Source organism: Phaeobacter sp. G2 (assembly GCA_025163595.1).
Classification (GTDB): domain Bacteria; phylum Pseudomonadota; class Alphaproteobacteria; order Rhodobacterales; family Rhodobacteraceae; genus Pseudophaeobacter.
The window spans coordinates 3,874,802-3,896,880 of the sequence record CP104100.1; the positions used below are offsets into that span (position 1 = coordinate 3,874,802).

Consider the following 22,079-nt stretch of genomic DNA (forward strand, 5'->3'; position numbering starts at 1 on the left):
CTCTTTGATTCTATAAAACTAGTTTTATGGTTTATTTTGCAAAAGACAACCCCATGAATCTTCCGCCTCCCCTTAAGTCCAGATTGCGCACGCTTTATGTCCACCCTAAGGTGCCCGTCATGGCTATATCCGTTGACACATTTTTCCTGAATTCCGACGCCCAGGGCACCCTGCAGGCGCAAATCCAGGAAATGATCGCCGAAGGCATCCTTTCAGGGCGCTTTCGCGTTGGTGAAAAGCTGCCCTCCTCGCGAAAACTGGCGGTACATCTGGGCATTAGCCGCATCACCGTCACGCTGGCCTATACAGAACTACTGGCAAATGATTACCTGACATCGCGCGGCCGCTCCGGGTATTTTGTGTCGGAAAACGCACCTGTCCCACCAATCTACACCCCTCCTGTGCAATCCAGAGAGGCAGTGGACTGGGACACTGTACTGGTGCGCAAATTCACTGGCGGCGACACCCCGCGCAAGGCCCGAGACTGGCGCAGCTATCGCTACCCCTTTATCTACGGGCAGGCTGATCCCTCGCTGTTTGATCATGCCAATTGGCGGCTTTGCTCGCTGCGCGCCCTGGGGCAAAAAGACTTTGCGGCGCTGACAGACGACTATTTCGACCAAGACGACCCCCTGCTGATCGAATACATCGCCCGCCACACCCTGCCCCGTCGTGGCGTCATTGCCCGGCCCGAACAGATCCTGATCACCCTTGGCGCCCAAAACGCCCTCTGGCTGGCTGGTCAGCTCTTGCTGAACCAGAGCAGCAAAGCCACCATCGAAGACCCGACCTATTACACCCTGCGCGACCAGTTGCATCATGTGGGCTGTCAGGTTGATTGCATCCCAGTGGATCAGGACGGTCTACCACCACAGGACATATCCGATGACACGGATGTCATTTTCTGCACCCCCAGCCATCAAAGCCCCACCACGGCAACCATGCCCATGGCACGGCGCCGTGAGTTGCTGCAACGTGCCCATGACATTGATGCGGTCATTGTCGAAGACGACTATGAATTTGAAATGTCCTTTATGCGGGCGCCCTCCCCGGCCCTGAAGTCACTCGATTCCGATGGCAGGGTGATTTATGTCGGCAGCTTCTCCAAATCCCTGTTTCCAGGGTTGCGACTGGGCTATATTGTCGGCTCCGAAGCCTTTATTCGCCAAGCCCGCGCCCTGCGCGCCAATGTACTGCGACATCCTCCGGGCCATGTCCAACGTACCGTCGCCTATTTCCTGTCCCTGGGGCATTATGATGCCCAGATCCGGCGCACCGCAAAGGTTCTGCAGGACCGCCGCCAAGTGATCGAAGAAGCCATCATCGAACATGGGCTCACGGTATCGGGCGAGGGGGTCTACGGCGGCTCATCTTTGTGGATGCAGGCGCCCGATGGCATCAACATGGCTCATATTGCTGAGCAGTTGAAACCCGACAGCGTCATTGTTGAACCCGGAGCGCCGTTCTTTTCGGCGCAACATCGCCAGCACAACTTCTTTCGGCTTGGCTATTCCTCCATTTCTGCCAACCGCATTGCGCCTGGCCTGGCCCTCTTGGCGCAGGCCCTGAAACAGGCAGAAACAGCCTAACCAACCCCTGATCTGCCACAGCAACACTCATGTTGAATGAGACAAATCATATCGCGCATTGATATCTCGGAACCCTGCGCGCGCAGGTGATCCGCTGAAAGCCCCTACTTTTGCAAAGGCAGCGCCTGTTTTGGCTCTATCCGCGTTTGGAACTGGCCCTAACTGCGCGGGCTTAGTCTGCCTAAACCAGTGATAATCCCCGGTAACTGGCCGGGGCTCTATGCGTCTCACTTAGGAGCACCCGCCATGAAAATGACCACCGAGGAAGCCTTTGTAAAAACCCTGCAAATGCACGGCATTCAGCATGCATTTGGTATTATTGGTTCGGCAATGATGCCGATTTCCGACATCTTCCCCAAAGCAGGCATCACCTTCTGGGACTGCGCCCATGAGGGCTCTGGCGGCATGATGGCAGATGGCTATACCCGCGCCACCGGCAAGATGTCGATGATGATCGCCCAGAACGGCCCCGGCATCACCAATTTTGTCACCGCCGTCAAAACCGCATACTGGAACCACACGCCGCTGTTGCTGGTCACACCACAGGCCGCCAACAAGACCATCGGTCAGGGTGGTTTCCAGGAAATGGAACAAATGCGCATGTTTGCCGACTGCGTTTGCTACCAGGAAGAAGTCCGTGATCCGTCCCGCGTGGCAGAAGTTCTCAGCCGGGTGATCATGCAGGCCAAGCGCAGCTCTGCCCCGGCGCAGCTGAACATCCCCCGTGATATGTGGACCCAGATCGTCGATATTGAGCTGCCACAGATCGTGGAGTTTGAACGCCCCGGTGGCGGCGAAGCCTCGCTGCAGGAAGCGGCTGATCTGCTGTCCGACGCCAAGTTCCCCGTCATCCTGAACGGGGCCGGTGTGGTTCTGTCCGGTGGCATCGAGGCCTCCAAAGAGCTGGCCGAGCGTCTCAGTGCTCCGGTCTGTGTTGGCTACCAGCACAACGACGCCTTCCCCGGATCGCACCCCCTGTTTGCGGGTCCGCTGGGCTACAATGGCTCCAAAGCCGGCATGGAGCTGATCGCCAAGGCAGATGTGGTGTTGGCGCTAGGGTCACGCCTGAACCCGTTTTCGACCCTGCCCGGTTATGGCATCGACTACTGGCCAACAGAGGCCAAGATCATCCAGGTCGACATCAACCCTGACCGCATCGGCCTGACCAAAAAGGTCACCGTTGGCATCGTGGGCGACGCCAAAAAAGTCGCCACGTCGATCCTGGAAAAACTGTCTGACAGCGCCGGTGACGAGGGTCGCGACGATCGCATGACGCTGATCTCCACCGCAAAATCCACCTGGGCGCAGCAGCTCAGCTCGATGGATCACGAAGACGACGATCCCGGCACCACCTGGAACGAACGCGCCCGCGCAGATAAACCAGAATGGATGAGCCCGCGCATGGCCTGGCGTGCAATCCAATCCGCGCTGCCAAAAGAGGCGATCATCTCGTCTGATATTGGCAACAACTGCGCCATCGGCAACGCCTATCCGTCCTTTGATGACAGCCGCAAATATCTGGCCCCCGGCCTGTTTGGCCCCTGTGGTTATGGCCTGCCAGCGGTTGTTGGCGCCAAGATCGGTTGCCCTGATGTGCCGGTTGTCGGCTTTTCTGGCGACGGTGCCTTTGGCATTGCGGTGACCGAACTGACCGCAATTGGCCGCAGCGAGTGGCCCGCGGTGACGCAGGTCGTGTTCCGCAACTACCAGTGGGGCGCGGAAAAGCGCAACTCGACCCTGTGGTTCGATGACAACTTTGTTGGCACCGAGCTGGACCAGCAGGTGTCTTATGCGGGGATCGCCACGGCCTGTGGTCTGAAAGGCGTCATTGCCCGCACCATGGATGAGCTGACAGCCGCCCTGTCGCAAGCTGTCGAAGATCAGAAGAACGGGATCACCACCCTCATCGAGGCGATGATCAACCAGGAACTGGGCGAACCCTTCCGCCGCGACGCGATGAAAAAGCCGGTCGAGGTTGCAGGTATCGACGCTTCTGACATGCGCGAACAGCAGGTCTGATCCAGATGGAGCTGCCCTTTGATCTAACAGCAGGCCAAGGGGCATATCTGGCCGCCGCACTGTTTGCGGCGGCCTATATTCGCGGCTACTCCGGCTTTGGATTTTCCGCGATATTTATAATTCTGGCGGCCCTGACCACCAATCCGCTGCCACTGATCCCGGTGATTTTTGCCTGTGAAATCACCATGACCCTGTTTCAGGCCCGGGGCATTCGGGCCCATGTGGACTGGTCCCGTGTGCGGCCCTTGCTGATTGGGGCTGCAATCGCCACCATTCCTGCGGTGACCGTCATGGCCCGCCTGGGCGAAGATCAGGCCCGGCTGGCCATTTCAGCCGTAATTTTGATGCTGAGCCTGATCCTGCTGAGCGGCTGGCAGCTGCGTCGCCAAATTGGTTTTAATGGCAATCTGGCGGTTGGACTATTGTCCGGCATGGTCAATAGCGCCGGCGTTGGCGGCCTGCCTGCGGCGGCGTTCCTCACCGCGCAGCCGGTTGCCCCGGCGGTGTTTCGCGCCACCATGATTGTCTTTCTCACCGGGATTGACCTGATGGCCCTGCCGGTGATGCACGCCAATGGCTTGACCGGCGGCGAAACCCTGATCGGTGTGCTGCTGGCCTTTCCCATTCTGGGGCTTGGCATCTGGGCCGGGAGCCTGCGGTTTTCCTCGGCCTCACAGGCGCAGTTTCGCCGGGTGATTGTAGCGCTGCTGACGGTGTTTTCCGTTCTCAACATCCTCAAGGTGGCGCTATGAACACCTCTGCAGACATATTGGTGCTGAATACCGGGTCCTCTTCTGTCAAGTTCGCGGTCTTTGACGCCCAGCTGCACGAACGCATAAGCGGTGTTGCGGAGGGTATTGGCGCTCGGGGAACCCTGCGCATCGGCGCACAGACGGAGCCGCTGGATCTGCTTGATCACGATCAGGCGATTGCGGCAGTTCTGGACCGGCTTACCCAACAGGGCGCAGGCCCAAACAGCCTGCGTGCGGTGGCCCATCGCGTGGTGCATGGTGGCCAAACCCTCACGCAGCCGACCCGCATCACCCCACCGGTGCGCGCCGAGATCCAGGCCTGTGTGCCACTGGCACCGCTGCACAACCCCCATGCGCTGTTGGCGATGGATGCCCTGGACCATCTGGCCCCAGATCTGCCGCAATATGCCAGTTTTGACACCGCTTTTCACGCCACCGCCCCCGAGGTCGCCAGCCGCTACGCCCTGCCGCCCCAGGCCGAAGCCCTGGGCCTGCGCCGCTATGGGTTTCACGGGCTGTCCTACGCCGCGTTGTGCCGCCGCCTGCCTGAGATCTCCACCCACCCCTTGCCGCAGCGACTGCTGGCGCTGCACCTTGGCAACGGCGCCTCTATCTGCGCCATCAAGGACGGTCAGTCGGTGGGTACAACCATGGGCTATTCCCCACTTGAGGGGCTGACCATGGGCACCCGGGTCGGCACCCTGGACCCGAATGCGACGCTCAGACTGGTGGAAGAGATCGGCCTGAATGAGACCAAGGCGCTGCTAAACAACCGGTCCGGCCTGATCGGCCTGTCTGGCGGCCTGTCGGACATGCGGGCGCTGGAACAGGCAGGCACGCCTGAGGCGCAGTTTGCAATCGACCACTTTTGCTACTGGGCCATCCGCCACGGTCACAGTCTGATCGGCGCCATGGGAGGCTGCGATGCCATCGCCTTTACCGGCGGCATTGGTGAAAACGCCAGCGGCATCCGCGCCCGTATCCTTGATGGGTTTGCCTGGCTTGGCTGCGCGATTGATCCCGATAGAAACACCCAGAACACCCCCTGCCTGACCAGCCCCACAGCGACGCCTACGGCCTGGATCGTCCCAGCAGAGGAAGAGCGCCAGATCGCCATGGATGCCGATGCCTTGCTCCGAGGCGCCACATGAACGTGACACCATGCGCCCTTGTTTCACCGATACATCACAGCAAACTGGCCCCTTTGCGCAAGCAAAGGAACCTGCCGCTTGCTGCCCGGCATAGGCCGCGAGGGCCACAGCCCCAACGTCTGCGCCTTTGCAGCCTCTGTGTGAAAGCGCCGCTGTGACCCAGACGATCCCGCCCAACCGGACAACGCAGATGGTCCAGAGCCTACGGGCCCACAGCAAGGAGCTGTTTCCCGGTGTTGCCGTGGCACTGATTGTCGCTGCCACCGCGCAATTCCTGGCAGACCATTACGCCACCCCGGCGATGCTGCTGGCACTGCTACTGGGCATCGCCGTGAGCTTTCTTGGCGAAGAAGGCAAAACAGTTGCCGGCATCGCCTTTTCGGCGCGGTCGCTGTTGCGTCTGGGCATTGCCTTTTTGGGGGTGCGGGTTTCGATGGGGTTGATGATGGCCCTGGGGTGGGATCTCATTGCGCTGGTTGTGGGCGGTGTGATTGCCACCATTGGCTTTGGCCTGCTGGTGGCGCGGTTTTTTGGTCACAAATGGCGTTTTGCACTGTTGACCGCCGGCTCCGTGGCAATCTGCGGAGCCTCCGCCGCCATGGCGATCAGCGCGATCCTGCCCCGCGACGGGCGTTCCGAAGAACGGCTTATCTTTACCGTGATGGGCGTCACCGTGCTGTCGACCCTCGCCATGATTGCCTATCCTATCTTGGTGAATTTCCTCGGGCTAAACCCGGTGCAGGCCGGCGTCTTCCTGGGTGGGACCATTCATGATGTCGCCCAGGTGGTTGGCGCCGGCTTTTCCATCTCGGAACAGACCGGGGATACTGCCACTCTGGTCAAGCTGATGCGCGTCGCCATGCTGGCGCCCATCGTTTTGGTGGCCTCGCTGATGATCCGTGCCTTTGCCCAGCTGCCCAAAGATGGCACCCGTCCGCCGCTGCTGCCTGGCTTTGTGGTTGCTTTTCTCTTGCTCGCCGGGCTCAACTCCTTTGGACTGATCCCGGCGAGCGTCAGCGATTTTCTCAGCCAGTGGTCACGCTGGTTGCTGCTCACCGCGATTGCGGCCGTGGGCATGAAGACCAATCTAAAACAGGTGCTGGCCGTCGGAGGCGCGGCCATTGCCTTACTCATCGTCGAAACACTGTTCATTGCCGGGCTCATCCTGGCAGGGATCACTGTCCTGAGCTGAGATCCGCCTTGGACAGACAACGTTATAGGGAGGCCAGATGACGTTCCAGCAACCCCGGGTGGAGACATCCCCCAAGGTATCAGACGAGATCCGTCAGACCACCTGCTACATGTGCGCCTGCCGGTGTGGCATCAACGTGCATATGAAAACCAATGAGGACGGCAAGAAAGAGGTCGCCTATATCGAAGGCAACCGCGATCACCCGGTCAACAAGGGCGTACTCTGTGCCAAGGGGTCTGCCGGCATCATGCAGGTCAATGCGCCTTCACGGCTGAAGGCGCCGCTGAAACGTGTTGGGCCTCGGGGGTCTGGCGAGTTTGAGGAAATCTCCTGGGATGAAGCGCTGGAGATCGCCGCTGGCTGGCTGGAGCCGATCCGCCGTGATGACCCGTCAAAGCTGGCCTTTTTTACTGGTCGGGATCAGTCGCAATCCTTCACCGGCTTCTGGGCGCAGAATTTTGGCACCTGTAACTACGCAGCCCACGGTGGCTTTTGCTCGGTCAATATGGCCACCGCTGGCATCTACACCATGGGCGGCGCCTTTTGGGAATTCGGCCAGCCCGACTGGGATCATACCAAGCTGTTCATGCTGTTTGGCGTTGCCGAAGACCACGACAGCAACCCGATCAAAATGGGCCTCGGCAAGATCAAGGCGCGCGGTGCGCGGGTGATCGGCGTCAATCCGATCCGCTCGGGTTATAACGCCATCGCAGATGACTGGGTCGGCATCACCCCTGGCACCGACGGCTTGTTCATCCTGGCCCTGGTGCATGAGCTGATGAAGGCTGGCAAGATCGATCTGGATTACCTCAGCCGCTACACCAATGCACCGGTGCTGGTGAACCAGGACCCCCATTCGCCGGACAAGGGCCTGTTCCTGCGCGACGACCACGGCTCACCGCTGGTGATCAACCGCAACACCAGCAAACTTGCCCCCTTTGACATGAAGGGCGTGCGCCCCGATTTAGGCGGCAGTTTCAAGATGGGCGATATCACCCATGTCTCGGTGTTTCAGCTGATGGCCCAGCGTTACCTGAAAGACGAATACGCCCCCGAAGCCGTGGCCGAGCGTTGCGGCATTCCGGCCACGCGCATCCGTGCCATTGCCGCAGAACTGGCCCGCGTCGCCTTTGACGAGGCCTTTGAGCTGGACCAGGAATGGACCGATTTTCGCGGTGAAAAACACAAAAAGATGATCGGCCGCCCCGTCGCCATGCATGCCATGCGCGGTGTCTCGGCCCATGCCAACGGCTTTCAGACCTGCCGCGCCCTGCATGTGCTGCAGATCCTGCTTGGCACGGTCGAAGCCCCCGGTGGCTTCCGCTTCAAACCCCCCTATCCCAAACCGGTCGAGGCCCATCCGGCCCCCCATTGCCGGGTCACCCCCAACAAACCGCTGGATGGCCCGCACCTGGGCTTTGTGCATGGCCCCGAACATCTGGCTCTGAAAAGTGACGGCAGCCCGGCGCGCATCGACAAGGCCTTTACCTGGGAAAATCCGATGTCCAGCCACGGGCTGATGCATATGGTGATTTCCAACGCCCATGCAGGCGATCCTTACAAGATCGACACTCTGTTCATGTATATGGCCAATATGTCGTGGAATTCCTCGATGAACACCGGTGGTGTAATCGAGATGCTGACCGACAAGGACGCCGACGGCGAATACAAGATCCCCCGCATCATCTATTCCGATGCCTATTCTTCGGAAATGGTGGCCTATGCCGATCTAATCCTACCCGACACCACCTATCTGGAGCGCCACGACTGCATCTCGATGCTGGACCGCCCCATTTGCGAAGCCGATGGCGCCGCCGATGCCATCCGCTGGCCGGTGATCGAGCCCGACCGGCCCGGTCATCATGGCGTGCGCGGCTTTCAGACCGTGCTGGTGCAGCTGGCCAACAAGATGAAACTGCCCGGTTTCACAAATGAAGACGGCAGCGCCAAATGGCAGGACTACGCCGACTATATCGTCAACCACGAACGCAAACCCGGCATTGGCCCGCTGGCGGGCTTTCGCGGCCCCGATGGCGACAAATCCGGGCGCGGGGAGCCAAACCCGCAGCAGCTGGACAAATACATCAAAAACGGCGGCTTCTTTGTCGAACACATCCCTGCCGAGGCCAGCTACTTCAAACCCTGGAACAGGGCCTATCAGGACTGGGCGGTGGATCTTGGCCTTTATGACAGCCCCCAACCCTATCTGTTTCAGCTCTATGTGGAGCCGATGCGCAAATTCCAACTGGCCGCCGAAGGTCACGGCGAACGCCAGCCCCCGGAACACCTGCGTCAGCGCATCAAAGACACCATGGACCCGCTGCCAATCTGGTATGAGACAGATCAGCAGGGCAACGAGGGTTTCACCGTCAACGCCCTAACCCAACGCCCCATGGCGATGTATCACTCCTGGGGCAGCCAAAACGCCTGGCTCAGACAGCTGCATGGGCACAACCCGCTCTATCTGCCAACAAAACTGATGCGCCAACACGACTTGGCAGATGGCGACTGGGCCAGGGTTTCCTCTCCCCATGGGGAAATCACCGTACCAGTGATGGAAATGGCAGCGCTCAACGACAACACCGTCTGGACCTGGAACGCCATCGGCAAACGCAAAGGCACCTGGGGCCTGCAAGAAGACGCTCCCGAAGCCACCAAGGGCTTCCTGCTCAACCACCTGATCCACGAGCTGATGCCGCCCAAAGGTGACGGTCTTCGCTGGGCCAACTCCGACCCCATTACCGGCCAGGCCGCCTGGTTTGACCTCAAGGTGAAAATCGAAAAAGCAGCTGCCCCGGCAGATTTCACCGAAAGCAAACCCTCGCTGAAGCCAATCAAATCCCCCGTCGGCACCGGTCCCAAAAATCTGTCATGGAAGGTGGGAAAATGACCCTGCTTTTTCTCTGGCACCCCTGCTCTTCATCTGACCGCAAATACCTCGGGGTCCGGGGCAGCGCCCCGGTCCTGCAATTCAAAATGAGCGGAGGCATGTTCTGATGACTGAACTCCCCACCAATACCGCCAAAAAAATGGGCCTGGTCATCGATCTGGACACCTGCGTTGGCTGCCATGCCTGCGTGATCTCCTGCAAAGGCTGGAACACCGAAAACTACGGAGCGCCGCTATCAGACCAGGACGCCTATGGCGCCGACCCTGCCGGCACCTTCCTCAACCGGGTGCATAGTTTCGAGGTGCAGCCCGCGGCCACAGCGGCGCAGCCCGCCCCGGCAGCGCAGCTGATCCATTTCCCCAAATCCTGCCTGCACTGCGAAGACGCCCCCTGCGTCACCGTCTGCCCCACCGGCGCCAGCTACAAACGGGTTGAAGACGGCATTGTTCTGGTCAATGAGAGCGACTGCATCGGCTGCGGGCTTTGTGCCTGGTCCTGCCCCTATGGCGCGCGCGAGCTGGATCTGGCCGAAGGCGTGATGAAAAAATGCACCCTCTGTGTTGACCGGATCTACAATGAAAATCTGCCAGAGGTGGACCGTGTCCCCTCCTGTGTGCGGACCTGCCCTGCAGGTGCGCGACACTTTGGCGATCTTGGCGATCCAGACAGTGCCGTCAGCCAGCTGGTGGTTGAGCGCGGCGGCATGGATCTGATGCCCGAGATGGGCACCAAACCGGTAAACAAATACTTACCGCCGCGCCCCAAAGACAAACTGGAAGAGCAGATCGACATTCTGGCGCCACTGCTGGCGCCGGTCACCGAAACCCCCGGCGGCTTTCTTGGCTGGCTCGACAAGGCCCTCGACAAACTGCCAGGCCAGTCTTCCGGCCAGTCTTCCAGCCAGTCCTCGGATCAGTCTTCAGGAGGGACCGCCTGATGCATCCGGCACCATCCGTCATTCTCTTTACCACCCTCTCTGGCCTCGGATTTGGGCTGCTGGCCTTTCTCGGCCTCGGCTCCCCTGGCGTGACTGGCTGGGTGGCCTTTGTGTTCTACGCTATTGCTTATGCTCTGGCGGTCGGGGGACTGCTGGCCTCGACCTTTCACCTTGGCCGCCCGGAACGCGCTTTCAAAGCCTTCAGCCAATGGCGCACAAGCTGGCTCAGCCGCGAAGGCATTTGCGCCGTGACGGCGCTGCTGGTGATGGGGCTTTATGCAATTGGCGCAATCTTTCTCGAAACGCACTGGCCTGTTCTGGGCGTGATCGGCGCCGGGCTGAGCCTTGGCACCGTCTTTACCACCTCAATGATCTATACCCAGCTCAAGACCATCCCCCGTTGGCACATGCCGCTGACACCGGTGATGTTCCTCAGCTTTGCCCTAGCCGGAGGCGCCCTGCTGGCCGGACAAGAGCGCCTCGCGGTCTGGTTCTTGCTGGCGGCCGCAGTGGTACAGCTGGCCTATTGGTGGCAGGGTGACCGGGCCTTTGCCACCTCTGGCACCACCATGTCCAGCGCCACCGGTCTGGGCACCGAGGGGGGCACTGTGCGCGCTTTTGAGCCGCCCCATACTGGCAGCAACTATCTGTTGCGGGAATTTGTGCATGTGGTGGGGCGCAGACATGCGCAAAAGCTGCGGGCCATTGCGCTGATCCTGGGCTTTGCCGTGCCAGTCCTGTTCCTGGTGCTGCCAGTGGAGTCCAGTCTGGTCAAACATCTGATGGCAGCCTTTGCTGTGCTTTCGCATATGGCTGGGATTGCGGTGTCGCGCTGGCTGTTCTTTGCCCAGGCGGAACATGTGGTGGGATTGTACTACGGAAAACGCTAGGCGCAGCCCCTAAGTGGCGCTTTTCCTTCGCTCCAAATTCGCGCGGGGTAATCACCGGCGACGGCATTAGGGGCCAACCCCTCTGCACCTGCGGTGCATTCACCCCGAGGTATTTTGCGTAAGATGAAGCAGAGCTGCTGAGGAAAGCGCAATATGAAACAGGCCCCGCAAAGCTGCCGGGCCTGTTTCACCTAAAAGCAAACCTGCCTGACTGAAGTTTATAGAAGACCTGCGTGCGCCATGGCCGCGTCAATGGCGGCCTTGGTGCTGTCCTCAAGGCCGGTCAGCGGAGAGCGGATTTCCTGGGAGCACAGGCCCAGTTTGCTGAGACCATATTTGGCGCCGACCAGACCGGGTTCGATAAAGATCGCCTCGTGCAGGGGCATCAGTTTGTCCTGATATTCCAGCGCTTTGGCGTAGTCGCCTGCCAGAGTAGCTGCCTGAAATTCAGCGCAAAGCCTTGGCGCAACATTTGCCGTCACCGAGATGCAGCCAACACCGCCGTGGGCGTTAAAGCCCAGCGCGGTGGCGTCTTCGCCGGAGAGCTGGACAAAATCGGCGCCACAGCTGGCACGCTGCTGGCTGACACGGGCGATGTCACCGGTGGCATCCTTGACGCCAATAATGCGCGGCAGCTTGGCCAGCTCTGCCATGGTGGCAGGCGTCATATCAACGATCGAGCGACCCGGGATATTGTAGATGATGATTGGCACATCGGCACAGTCATGGGCGGCCTGAAAATGCGCCAGCAAACCGCGCTGTGTCGGCTTGTTGTAATAGGGGGTCACCACCAGAGCGGCATCGGCGCCGACCTTCTGGGCAAACTCGACAAAACGAATCGTTTCGACCGTGTTGTTGGACCCGGCACCGGCAATCACTGGCACGCGCCCGGCTGCCGCCTTGACCACCTCGGCGATTACCGCCTCGTGTTCCTCATGGGTCAGGGTGGGGCTTTCGCCGGTGGTGCCAACCGGTACCAAACCGCTTGAGCCTTCAGCGATGTGCCAATCAACCAAGCGTTTAAGCGCATCCAGATCCAACGCGCCGTTTTGAAACGGGGTGACGAGGGCTGGCATAGAGCCTGTAAACATGGGTGCGCTCCCTTAGCGAATGGTCGTGACAGGCGGAGGCCCGCCAACTGTGTGGAAATGACCGGAAATTGAGTTGATACCGGCCATTCTCGGATTATCGTCAATGGCTCTATCCCCGGATCCACTATAAAAGCAAGCCATGACACGCATACTGCTCCTGATATCGCTGATCCTGATGCTTGGATCCGTCGCAACAGCCCAGCCGCACCGGCTGGAACGGGCTCTGGAGCACCTGCGCACGCAGGACTGGCCCCAGGCCCTGCAGTCCGCCGGAGCAAAAGGCTCCGTGGCCCGTGACGTTGTTGAATGGCACCGGTTGCGGGCCAAAGAAGGCACGGCTGAGGATGTGGAGAGCTTTTTGGCGCGACGGCCTGACTGGCCCGGTCTGCCCTATCTGCGGCGGCGCAATGAAGAGTTGATCATCGAAAAATCACACCAGCGCGTACGCGCCTTTTTTGCCGATCAGCCGCCCCAGACCCCGGAAGGGGCCGCCAGCCTGGCCCGTGCGTTTTTTGCCAAGGGGCAGCAAAGTCAGGGCGAGGCGGAGCTGATCCGGGCCTGGCAAACCATGCCGATGAGCGCGGAGACCCAAGAGGCCTATCTTGCGGATCATGGCAAGCTTTTGAAGCCGCATCATGCCACCCGGCTGAGCCAGCTGCTGTGGGACTCTCATGATCTCAGTGCGACGCCCATGCTGCCGCTGGTTGGCGCGGCTGAGCGCGCCCTGGCAGAGGCCCGTATTGCGCTGCAAAAGCAAGCCAATGGGGTGGATGCAAAGATCAAAGCCATTCCCGCAGCACTGCAAAATGACCCAGGTCTGGCCTATGATCGTTTTGTCTGGCGCGACCGCAAAAACCGCCAGGACGATGCCATTGCCCTGATGATGGATCGCAGCACCAGCGCCAAGGCCCTGGGACAGCCGGAAAAATGGCTGCGCCGCCGTCGAGATCTGGCACGTCAACTGATGCGCGACGGAAAGCATGAACAGGCCTATCAACTGGCCGCGCATCATTTTTCCAGGCCAGAGGTTGGCTATGGCTATTCTGATTGCGAATGGCTTGCCGGGTATATCGCCCTGCGCAAGCTGAAGGACGCAGAACTGGCCGTCTATCATTTTGACCGGTTTCTTGCCTCTGTTGAGACGCCAATTTCCGTGGGGCGTGGCGGCTATTGGCTGGGCCGGGCCCATGCGGCTCTCGGCGAGGTGGACAAGGCTCATTCGGCCTATGCAAAGGCCGCTGCCTACCAGACGTCCTTTTACGGGCTACTGGCAGCAGAAGCCCTGGGACGCAGCTTTGATCCGGCGCTTGTGACACCGCCACAGCTGCCGCCCTGGCGCAGTGCTGCTTTTCTGGACACCTCGGTGGTTGAAGCCGCTTTGCTGCTGTTGCAGGCGGGCGAGCTGACGCTGGCAGAACGGTTCTTTACCCATCAGGTGGAAAGCCTGTCACCGCTTGAAGCGCAGCAGATGGGGCAGATGGCCGTTGCAATGAAAGAGCCACATCTGGCGGTGATGATTGCCAAACGCGCGGCCCAGGCCGGTGTCGAACTGCAAGGGGCCTATTACCCGCTGCACCCTATTGCCCTGCAAAAACTGCCTATGGCCTCAGAGATGACCCTGGCAATTGCCCGGCGCGAAAGCGAATTTGACCCCCTGGTGGTCAGCCACGCAGGGGCGCGCGGTTTGATGCAGCTTATGCCAGCCACAGCCAAACTGGTGGCAACAGAGCTGGATATTCTGGCCAAACATGAAACCGCCCGCCTGACAGCAGAATGGGATTATAACGCCACATTGGGCAGCCAGTACCTGGCCGGGTTGGCCGCAGAATTCAACGGCAATGTGGTGATGATGGCGGCGGGATATAACGCCGGCCCACGTCGCCCGATTGCCTGGATGAAGCGATACGGCGATCCCCGCAGCGGCAGCCCGAATATCATCGACTGGATAGAGCACATTCCCTTTAACGAGACCCGCAACTACGTGATGCGGGTCACCGAAAGCCTGCCTGTCTATCGCGCGCGGCTGGGCAAAACGCCTCTGCCGGTCCCCTTCTCAAAGGAACTGTCAGGCGCGAGCCTTGCGGCTTTCGCGCCACAAAGTGAATAGCCCCGCTGCGATGATGATCGCCGCGCCGCTTGCCACATTCAGACGGATCACTTCGCCAAAGATGCTGACCCCCAGAATTGCCGCCCAGACCAGGTGGAAATAGGCAAAGGGCTGCACCGCGCTGGCCTCTGCCATCTCGTAACATTTGATCAGCAACCAATGTCCGGTGACGCCAGAAACGCACAGCAGGGCCATCCACAGCCAATCCCCCTGGCTCATGGGTTCCCAGAACCAAATGCCGATCAAGGTCATAAACACCATGCCCGCGATCCCGGTCCAGAAAAAGCTGGTGGCGGTGCTGTCGCGCCGCGCCGCATAACGGGTCACCAGCCCATAGACCGCAAACATCAGCGCCGAGGCAAAGGGGATCAAAGCCGCAGGATCAAACACTCCGGTGCCGGGCTGCAGAATGATCAGCACCCCGATGAGCCCCACACCAATCGCCGCCCAGCGGCGCCAGCCAACGCTTTCGCCCAGCACCGGGCCGCTCAGCGCGGCAACCAACAGCGGATAGCAGATAAACACCGCCTGGCTTTCGACCAGCCCCAACAGGGTAAAGCCATAGACAGCGACGCAGATCTCACCAACCAGCAGGACACCGCGAAAGATCTGCAATCCCAACTGACTGGTGCGGGCCACGCCTCTGATGCCCCCCGGCGTCCGCATCGCCAGGAACACCACAAAAGCCGCAAAAAACCAGTAACGCACCATCACCACCATATAGGTGTTATAGGTGCCCGCCAGATGGCGCGAAATCCCGTCCTGCAGGGCAAAGACAATTGTCGCCCCAATCATCAGCAAAATGCCCATGGGCACATTATTGCTTTGAGGTGTGCTGCCTGCCGTTGCCGTGCTCATTCCAAATTCGCCTCTGTTCTGACCGCCTTGGTCATATGTCGTTTACGCCCAAATCCCGGCACCCGTGTCACGGTAAACCCTGCGGCTTCCAGCCCCCGCCGCACAAACCCTGCTGCCGTGTAAGTCGCCGCACTGCCCCCCGGCCTGGTATGATCCGCAACCGCCTGCAACAGATCCTGCTGCCACAGCTCGGGATTTTTCGCCGGAGAGAATCCATCCAGAAACCAGGCATCAACCACCCCTGTCCACTCTGGTAGCGACAGGCGCGCGTCGCCTGTGACCACCTGCAGCTGCAATGTCCCCAAATCACAGTGCCCGCTGCCCTGCCACTGTGCCAGAAACCGATCCGCCCAGGGCTGGATATCAGGAAAAGCCGCCAAAGCTTTCTTCATATCGGCAGGAGCCATCGGGAAGGCCTCAAAACTGGTGAAGCGCAGCGCAGTCTGCTGTCCGCTCTGCTCCCAGGCGCGCCAGGTGGCCAACATATTCAGCCCGGTGCCAAAGCCCAGCTCAGCCACATGAAATTCAGGCGCAAACCGTGTTGGCAGATCATTGCCGCCCAGAAAAACATGGCAGGTCTCGGCCAGACCATCCTGGATCGAGAAATAGGGATCATCAAACTGATCCGAGACCGGAATGCGATCATCCCGCCAGCTGAGCTGTGCCTGCTGGTCCGCCATGGCAAAATCCCCTACATGAAGCCTGAAAACTGGCGCGACACTGGCGAAAGGCATGGCAAATGACAATGGCAGATATCACCGTCCGGGGCGCAGGCATCTTTGGGCTGTCCATCGCCTGGGCCTGCGCCCAGCGCGGCGCCCGGGTACAGGTGATCGACCCTCACGGCGCCGGGGCGGGCTCCAGTGGCGGCCTCGTTGGCGCCCTGGCGCCCCATGTGCCGGAAAACTGGAACCCCAAAAAGCAGTTCCAACTCGACAGCCTGCTGATGGCGCAAACCTTCTGGGCAGAGGTCGAAGCCGCCGGAGGGGTCACCGCTGGCTATGGTCGCACCGGACGCCTGCAGCCGCTGCAGGACGCCCGCGCAGTTGAACTTGCCTACCAGCGCGAAGACACCGCCCGCAGCCTCTGGCAAGGTCAGGCCCGGTGGCAAGTCCGTCCAGCCTCTGACCTAGGTACCTGGTGCCCACCCAGCGCCAGCGGACTGGTTGTCCAGGATACATTGAGCGGCCGCATGCACCCCCGCCGCGCCTGCGCCGCCCTGATGGCTGCCCTGGCCAGTAAGGGCGTGACCATAACAGAGGGTGGCCCCGATACCGGCCTGGTGCTGCACGCCAAGGGCTACGCTGGCCTGCTAGAGCTCAACGACAGCTTTGCGAAACCCATGGGCAATGGGGTAAAAGGCCAGGCCGCGCTGCTGCGCCATGACGCCGGCGAGGTGCCACAGCTCTATGCGGATGGTCTGCATATTATTCCCCATGCCGACGGCACCGTCGCCATCGGTTCCACCAGCGAACGCAGCTTTGAGCACCCATACGACACAGACGCTCAGCTCGACGATGTCATCGCCCGCGCCACTGCAGCGGTGCCTGTGCTGCAACAGGCCGAAGTCATAGAACGCTGGGCAGGGGTTCGGCCCCGCGCCAAAAGCCGCGCGCCAATGCTGGGCGCCTGGCCCCAGCGCCCAGAACACTACATCGCCAATGGCGGCTTCAAAATTGGGTTTGGCATGGCCCCCAAGGTCTCTCAGGTCATGGCAGACCTGCTGCTGGACGGCAAAGACCACATTCCCCCGGGTTTTCGGGTCGAAGACAACCTTTGAACCAAATCTACAGACCTCCCCCGGCCCGGTTCTTTTGCCCTTTGGCGGGTCAAGGGCGGCGTCAGCCGCCGCGTGCCAGCGCGGTTCACCCTTGAGGCGGCACAGGGCCCTGTAAACTGGACCACGCGTCTTGAGAGGCAGACCTGCCGCTCAAGCGCTTCCCCAGCAGCCCTGTTGCGCCGCGCAGCGGCGCCGGGCCCAAGACTTCTTTTGATGACCAGCCCTGCTGGTGTTCAAAAAGGCGCGGGAGCTCCCCCTTGTCTGACGTTCAAACCTTTGCCTGAGGCAGGGCTTGGGCCTGCATGCATTGTCGCCCATCTGGCGCGCGCACCCAAAGATCCTGTCCATTGCAACACAGGGTCGCCGCCTCAAAATGCATCAAAGGTGCGGTGGCACAAAAGGAAAACTCAGCCAGTGGTCCCATCAGCTCGACAGCCAGCAACATCAGCTGCTGCGCCAATAGCGGGCCATGCACCACCAGACCTGCATAGCCCTCAACTTCGCGGGCATAGTCCAGGTCATAATGGATGCGATGACCATTAAAGGTGAGCGCCGAATAGCGAAACAGCAAGGTCGAGTCGAACTGGACCTGTCGCGCCTCTTCTTCATCTTCACGGGCCTGTGGCGGTAGTGGTTTTGGCGCCTCGGGAGAGGGATCCTCGCGGTAGACAAGATCGTGCCACTCGCGCAGACATCGCTGTCCCTGCTGGTGAATGTCATGGCGCAGGGTGACAAACCCCAAAGGCCCGGTTCGCCCCATCTTGGTCTGCGAGCGCTCCACAACAGAACGTTTTTCCGCCTCAACCCCAGCCTTGAGCGGGCGTTCAAACTGCAACCGGCCACCAGCCCACATGCGCCGCGGCAAACCAAGATCAGGGATCAACCCCGATGTGCTTAGCCCTGGGTGGCCATCTCGGCCCAGCTGCTCCGGCGGCACCGGTGTCCAGAAATAGAGTTGATGAAAAAACGGCGGCAGTTCTGTGCCTGCGACGATGCTTGGCTGCAATCCAAGCGCAACCTGCAGTGCCGCAGACCGCGCAGGGTCCATGACATCGAGACTACGGAGAATATTGCCGTCAGAGGGAGAAGCGGAAGCATTGAGATGTGTCATTGCGCAACCTTACGCCCTGCCCCCTCCTTGGCAACCACCCAATCACAGGCCCCAGCCGCGCGGCAGAGCAAAATGCAAAAGAGGCCACATCAACATGTGGCCCCTCAGTGGTGCTAATAACGCCCGCCCGATCTCTCTCATCGCCACATCAGGCGGTGGGAACAATCACGATCTCAACCCGGCGGTTCTGCGCTTTGCCCTCTGCGGTCAGATTGCTTGCCACAGGCTGAGATTCCCCGCGCCCATAGGTCTGCAGCCGGTTGTACGGCACCCCGTCCGCCTGCACCTGATCGGCAACGGTATTCGCCCGCTGCTCTGACAGGGTCTGATTGTATGCCGCATCGCCGTCACTGTCGGTATGGCCAATCACCTGAACCGTGCTGTTGGGATATCTCACCAGGCTCTGCGAAACTTGCCGCAGGTCGGATTCAACCGCTGGGGAGATTGCCGCGCTATCGGTGGCAAAGGTCAAATCATTTGGCAAGGAAAGGATCAAACGATCGCCGGTATTGACGATGGTAATGCCATTGTTGGACAGGCTCTGGCGCAGCTCAGCCTCTTGCTTGTCCAACTGGTTGCCAATGGCGCCCCCCAACAAGGCCCCCGCAGCAGCGCCAGCAACGACTGCCGCGCCTTTGTTGCTGGAATTTGACAGACCCGCCAGCCCAGCCCCCACAATTGCCCCGGCAATCAGGCCATTGCGCTCTTTTTCGCCCGGCTGGCGCAGGGCATTGGTATCAGTACAGGCGGTGGTCAGCCCAAGGAGCGCAGCCAACAGGCCCGCGCTGGAGATTTTCAAAACGGTCACTGGGTCACCTCATTCTCTGCTCGCCGATGCAAATCCTGCACCGCGTCCCCGTATATATCGACGCTGAGGAGAGCCGGCTCAAGCTCTTGCTTGCCCGTTTCGGCGAAATACTGCGCAAAAACAGCCAGCACCGCATAAATTCAGTGTACAAAACGCTGTCGGCTAGGCCTTTTCCGACTCGCGCTCTGGCGTGTCAGCGCGGGCGGCCTCATAGGCCAGCATGGCGCGCTTCACGGGTTGCCCCCAATGATACCCCCCCAGCTCACCTGATTTCTTGAGCGCCCGGTGGCATGGGATCAGCCAGCTGACCGGGTTGCGGCCAACAGCGGTGCCAACCGCCCTGACCGCCTTTGGAGCGCCGATGGACTTGGCGATTTCCGAATAGCTGGTGACATGCCCATCCGGAATTGACATCAGCGCCTCCCAGACCTTGATTTGCAACGGGGCGCCAATCAGATGCAGCGCGGTTTCCCCCTTTTGCGCAAAGGCTGCATCAACCAAAGGCCGCAATGCCATAGGATCCTCGACAAACCTTGCCTGTGGCCAGCGGCTGCGCATATCCGCCAGGGTTGGCTCGGCCCCTGTTTCAGCAGCAAAACCCAGGCCACAAATACCTTTCTGCGTGCCCATTACCAGCGCCAGCCCAAAGGGACTGTCAAACCAGCCCCAGAGAATGTCCAAGCCAGCGCCTTTGCGGGCATATTCGCCGGGGCTCATCGCCTCCCAGCGTATAAAGAGATCATGCAGCCTGCCGGACCCAGACAGCCCCACCGCATGCGCGGTTTCCAGCGTGGAAAACCGATCCCGCAGCAGGGTCTTTGCATGTCCAAGCCGCAGATACTGCTGATATCGCTTGGGGGAGACCCCAACCCAGGCGGAAAACAAGCGCTGAAAATGTGCCGGGCTCATATCCATGCGTTTTGCCAGCTCTTCCAGCGACAGATTATCGCCGCCCGCATCAATCAGGTCGATGGCGCGGCGCATGACGCCATAATGGTAGCCTTGCTCGCTTGCCTGTATGTTCATGCCGCGCCCTTTTCGTCTCTGTCTGCTCTGATCATACTGCCATCTGCCACCGGCCAGCGACCCGAAACTTGCGAAAATGTCCTCAGATGCAAGCCGCGCGGCGATGATCCGGCCAGAGAGGCGCTGCTGTGGCCAAAGAACAAGCAGAAAAGCCCTTGTAAACCGCGCCGACGCTTTGGCATTGCAGGATGTTGGCCAAAACGGCGATAAGCCCGATTATGGCAAAGCAACTCGATTATCATACCATTCGCGAAATCTTCTCGCGCTTTCAGGCCGCGGAACCAGAGCCCAAGGGCGAATTGGAGCATGTCAATGTCTACACGCTGGTGGTGGCTGTGGCCCTGTCGGCACAGGCGACCGATGCAGGCGTGAACAAAGCCACCCGCGCGCTGTTCCAAATCGCGGATACGCCGCAAAAGATGCTGGATCTCGGCCTTGAAGGCGTCACCGAACATATCAAGACCATCGGCCTGTTTCGCCAGAAGGCCAAGAATGTCATCAAGCTCAGCCAGATTTTGGTGGATGACTATGGCGGCGAGGTGCCAAACTCCCGCGCGGCGCTGCAATCGTTGCCCGGAGTAGGCCGCAAAACCGCCAATGTGGTTTTGAACATGTGGTGGCATCAGCCTGCACAGGCCGTCGACACCCATATTTTTCGCGTTGGCAACCGTTCGGGCATAGCCCCAGGTAAGGATGTCGATGCGGTAGAGCGCGCCGTTGAAGATAATATTCCCGCTGATTTTCAGCAACATGCACATCATTGGCTGATCCTGCACGGACGCTATCACTGCAAGGCGCGCAAGCCGCTGTGTGGCACCTGCCTGATCCGCGATCTCTGTCAATATGAGGACAAGAACCTATGAAAACCTACCAAATCGTTGGCATCGGCAATGCGGTTGTCGACGTAATTTCGCAAAGCGATGACAGCTTTCTGGCCCATATGGGAATCGAAAAAGGCATCATGCAACTGATCGAACGGGATCGTGGCGAAGTGCTGTATGGTGCCATGGAAAACCGGGTGCAGACCCCCGGTGGATCGGTCGCCAATACCATCGCCGGCGCCGGGGCTCTGGGTCTGGACGCCGCCTTTATCGGGCGGGTGCATGACGATGCGTTGGGGCATTTTTATGCCAATGCCATGAACGAAGACGGCGTTGATTTTGTAAACCCACCCGTTGCGGGTGGCGAGTTGCCGACCTCGCGGTCGATGATCTTTGTATCGCCGGATGGCGAACGCTCGATGAACACCTATCTTGGTATCTCCTCCGAGCTGAGCAGCGCCGATGTGCCAAACGCCGTGGCCGGCAGCGCCCAAATCATGTTCCTGGAAGGCTATCTGTTTGACAAGGACAAGGGCAAGTCAGCCTTCATGGAAGCCGCGCGGGACTGCCGTAAGGGCGGTGGCAAATCTGGTATCGCCATCTCGGATCCCTTCTGTGTCGAACGGCACCGGGCAGATTTTCTGTCCTTGATCGAACATGATCTGGATTTTGTGATCGGCAACGAGGACGAGATCAAATCGCTGTTTGAGACCGATGACCTGGAAGTGGGCCTGGCCAAAACGGCGGCGATTTGCCCGCTGGTGGTCTGCACCCGCTCTGGCGATGGCGTCACCGTGATCAGCGGTGAAACCCGGCTGGATGTGCCCGTCACCAGGGTGGTGCCGGTAGATGCAACCGGGGCTGGCGATCAGTTTGCCGCCGGCTTCCTGTTTGGTCTTGCCACCGGCCGTGATCTGGAAACCTGTGCCAAGATTGGCAACATCTGCGCGGCTGAGGTCATTAGCCATATCGGTCCACGCCCCGAGAGCAATATGCTGGAGCTGATCCGCGAGGCCGGCCTGCTGTAAGCACAGCGCCTGGTTTCAATCACAAAGCG

Annotated in this window: 18 protein-coding genes; 12 read left to right on the forward strand and 6 right to left on the reverse strand. The window is 60.1% G+C overall.

What is annotated here, in order from left to right; translation table 11 throughout:
* The first annotated feature begins 119 nt into the window (after positions 1-119).
* The 8 genes from N1037_18430 (at position 120) to N1037_18465 (ending at position 11,420) form a co-directional block, all read left to right on the forward strand.
* The gene (locus tag N1037_18430) at positions 120-1,589 is read left to right on the forward strand and encodes a PLP-dependent aminotransferase family protein (protein ID UWS79206.1); all 1,470 of its coding nucleotides are present in this window, start codon (positions 120-122) and stop codon (positions 1,587-1,589) included.
* Positions 1,590-1,835: 246 nt separating this feature from the next.
* Positions 1,836-3,608, forward strand: a complete 1,773-nt coding sequence (gene xsc / locus N1037_18435) for a sulfoacetaldehyde acetyltransferase (protein ID UWS79207.1) — start codon at positions 1,836-1,838, stop codon at positions 3,606-3,608.
* Positions 3,609-3,613: 5 nt separating this feature from the next.
* On the forward strand, positions 3,614-4,360 hold the full coding sequence (locus tag N1037_18440) for a TSUP family transporter (GenBank protein UWS79208.1): 747 nt from the start codon (positions 3,614-3,616) through the stop codon (positions 4,358-4,360).
* On the forward strand, positions 4,357-5,511 hold the full coding sequence (locus N1037_18445) for an acetate/propionate family kinase (GenBank protein ID UWS79209.1): 1,155 nt from the start codon (positions 4,357-4,359) through the stop codon (positions 5,509-5,511). The genes N1037_18440 and N1037_18445 overlap by 4 nt, the downstream gene beginning before the upstream one ends.
* Positions 5,512-5,701: 190 nt before the next feature.
* Positions 5,702-6,703 carry a putative sulfate exporter family transporter gene (locus tag N1037_18450; GenBank protein ID UWS79210.1) on the forward strand — a complete coding sequence of 334 codons (1,002 nt, stop codon included), beginning with the start codon at positions 5,702-5,704 and terminating at the stop codon, positions 6,701-6,703.
* A gap of 37 nt (positions 6,704-6,740) precedes the next feature.
* Positions 6,741-9,593: a molybdopterin oxidoreductase family protein gene (locus N1037_18455; protein ID UWS79211.1), complete on the forward strand. Its 2,853-nt coding sequence runs from the start codon at positions 6,741-6,743 to the stop codon at positions 9,591-9,593.
* 106 nt (positions 9,594-9,699) lie between these two features.
* Positions 9,700-10,530: a 4Fe-4S dicluster domain-containing protein gene (locus N1037_18460; protein ID UWS79212.1), complete on the forward strand. Its 831-nt coding sequence runs from the start codon at positions 9,700-9,702 to the stop codon at positions 10,528-10,530.
* Complete coding sequence (locus tag N1037_18465) at positions 10,530-11,420, forward strand: dimethyl sulfoxide reductase anchor subunit (GenBank protein UWS79213.1); 891 nt, start codon at positions 10,530-10,532, stop codon at positions 11,418-11,420. Before N1037_18460 ends, N1037_18465 begins: the two co-directional genes overlap by 1 nt.
* A gap of 218 nt (positions 11,421-11,638) precedes the next feature.
* Here N1037_18465 and dapA read toward each other — a convergent pair whose 3' ends face one another.
* Positions 11,639-12,511 (reverse strand): 4-hydroxy-tetrahydrodipicolinate synthase, encoded by an 873-nt coding sequence (gene dapA, locus N1037_18470; protein ID UWS79214.1) that lies wholly within the window; start codon positions 12,509-12,511, stop codon positions 11,639-11,641.
* Between the two features lie 139 nt (positions 12,512-12,650).
* On the opposite strand from dapA, the gene N1037_18475 reads away from it, so the two are divergent.
* Complete coding sequence (locus tag N1037_18475; GenBank protein UWS79215.1) at positions 12,651-14,618, forward strand: lytic transglycosylase domain-containing protein; 1,968 nt, start codon at positions 12,651-12,653, stop codon at positions 14,616-14,618.
* On the opposite strand, the gene N1037_18480 is transcribed toward N1037_18475, so the two are convergent.
* Complete coding sequence (locus tag N1037_18480) at positions 14,577-15,476, reverse strand: DMT family transporter (protein ID UWS79216.1); 900 nt, start codon at positions 15,474-15,476, stop codon at positions 14,577-14,579. The genes N1037_18475 and N1037_18480 overlap by 42 nt on opposite strands.
* Positions 15,473-16,156, reverse strand: a complete 684-nt coding sequence (gene mnmD / locus N1037_18485; protein UWS79217.1) for a tRNA (5-methylaminomethyl-2-thiouridine)(34)-methyltransferase MnmD — start codon at positions 16,154-16,156, stop codon at positions 15,473-15,475. Before mnmD ends, N1037_18480 begins: the two co-directional genes overlap by 4 nt.
* Before the next feature lie 59 nt (positions 16,157-16,215).
* Here mnmD and N1037_18490 point away from each other — a divergent pair, with 59 nt between their 5' ends.
* Entirely contained in the window at positions 16,216-17,256 is a 1,041-nt protein-coding gene (locus N1037_18490; GenBank protein ID UWS79218.1) for an FAD-binding oxidoreductase, read from the forward strand.
* Positions 17,257-17,524: 268 nt separating this feature from the next.
* Here N1037_18490 and N1037_18495 read toward each other — a convergent pair whose 3' ends face one another.
* The 3 genes from N1037_18495 to N1037_18505 form a co-directional block, all read right to left on the reverse strand.
* A complete protein-coding gene (locus N1037_18495) occupies positions 17,525-18,367 on the reverse strand; it encodes an acyl dehydratase (GenBank protein UWS79219.1) in 843 nt (280 codons plus the stop codon).
* A gap of 148 nt (positions 18,368-18,515) precedes the next feature.
* Positions 18,516-19,175, reverse strand: coding sequence for an OmpA family protein (locus tag N1037_18500; protein UWS79220.1), 660 nt, complete (start codon positions 19,173-19,175; stop codon positions 18,516-18,518).
* 162 nt (positions 19,176-19,337) lie between these two features.
* Complete coding sequence (locus N1037_18505; GenBank protein ID UWS79221.1) at positions 19,338-20,201, reverse strand: bifunctional helix-turn-helix domain-containing protein/methylated-DNA--[protein]-cysteine S-methyltransferase; 864 nt, start codon at positions 20,199-20,201, stop codon at positions 19,338-19,340.
* Between the two features lie 218 nt (positions 20,202-20,419).
* On the opposite strand from N1037_18505, the gene nth reads away from it, so the two are divergent.
* Both nth and N1037_18515 read left to right on the forward strand, forming a co-directional pair.
* Complete coding sequence (nth, locus tag N1037_18510) at positions 20,420-21,064, forward strand: endonuclease III (GenBank protein ID UWS79222.1); 645 nt, start codon at positions 20,420-20,422, stop codon at positions 21,062-21,064.
* The gene (locus tag N1037_18515) at positions 21,061-22,050 is read left to right on the forward strand and encodes an adenosine kinase (GenBank protein ID UWS79223.1); all 990 of its coding nucleotides are present in this window, start codon (positions 21,061-21,063) and stop codon (positions 22,048-22,050) included. Before nth ends, N1037_18515 begins: the two co-directional genes overlap by 4 nt.
* The last annotated feature ends 29 nt before the right edge of the window (positions 22,051-22,079 follow it).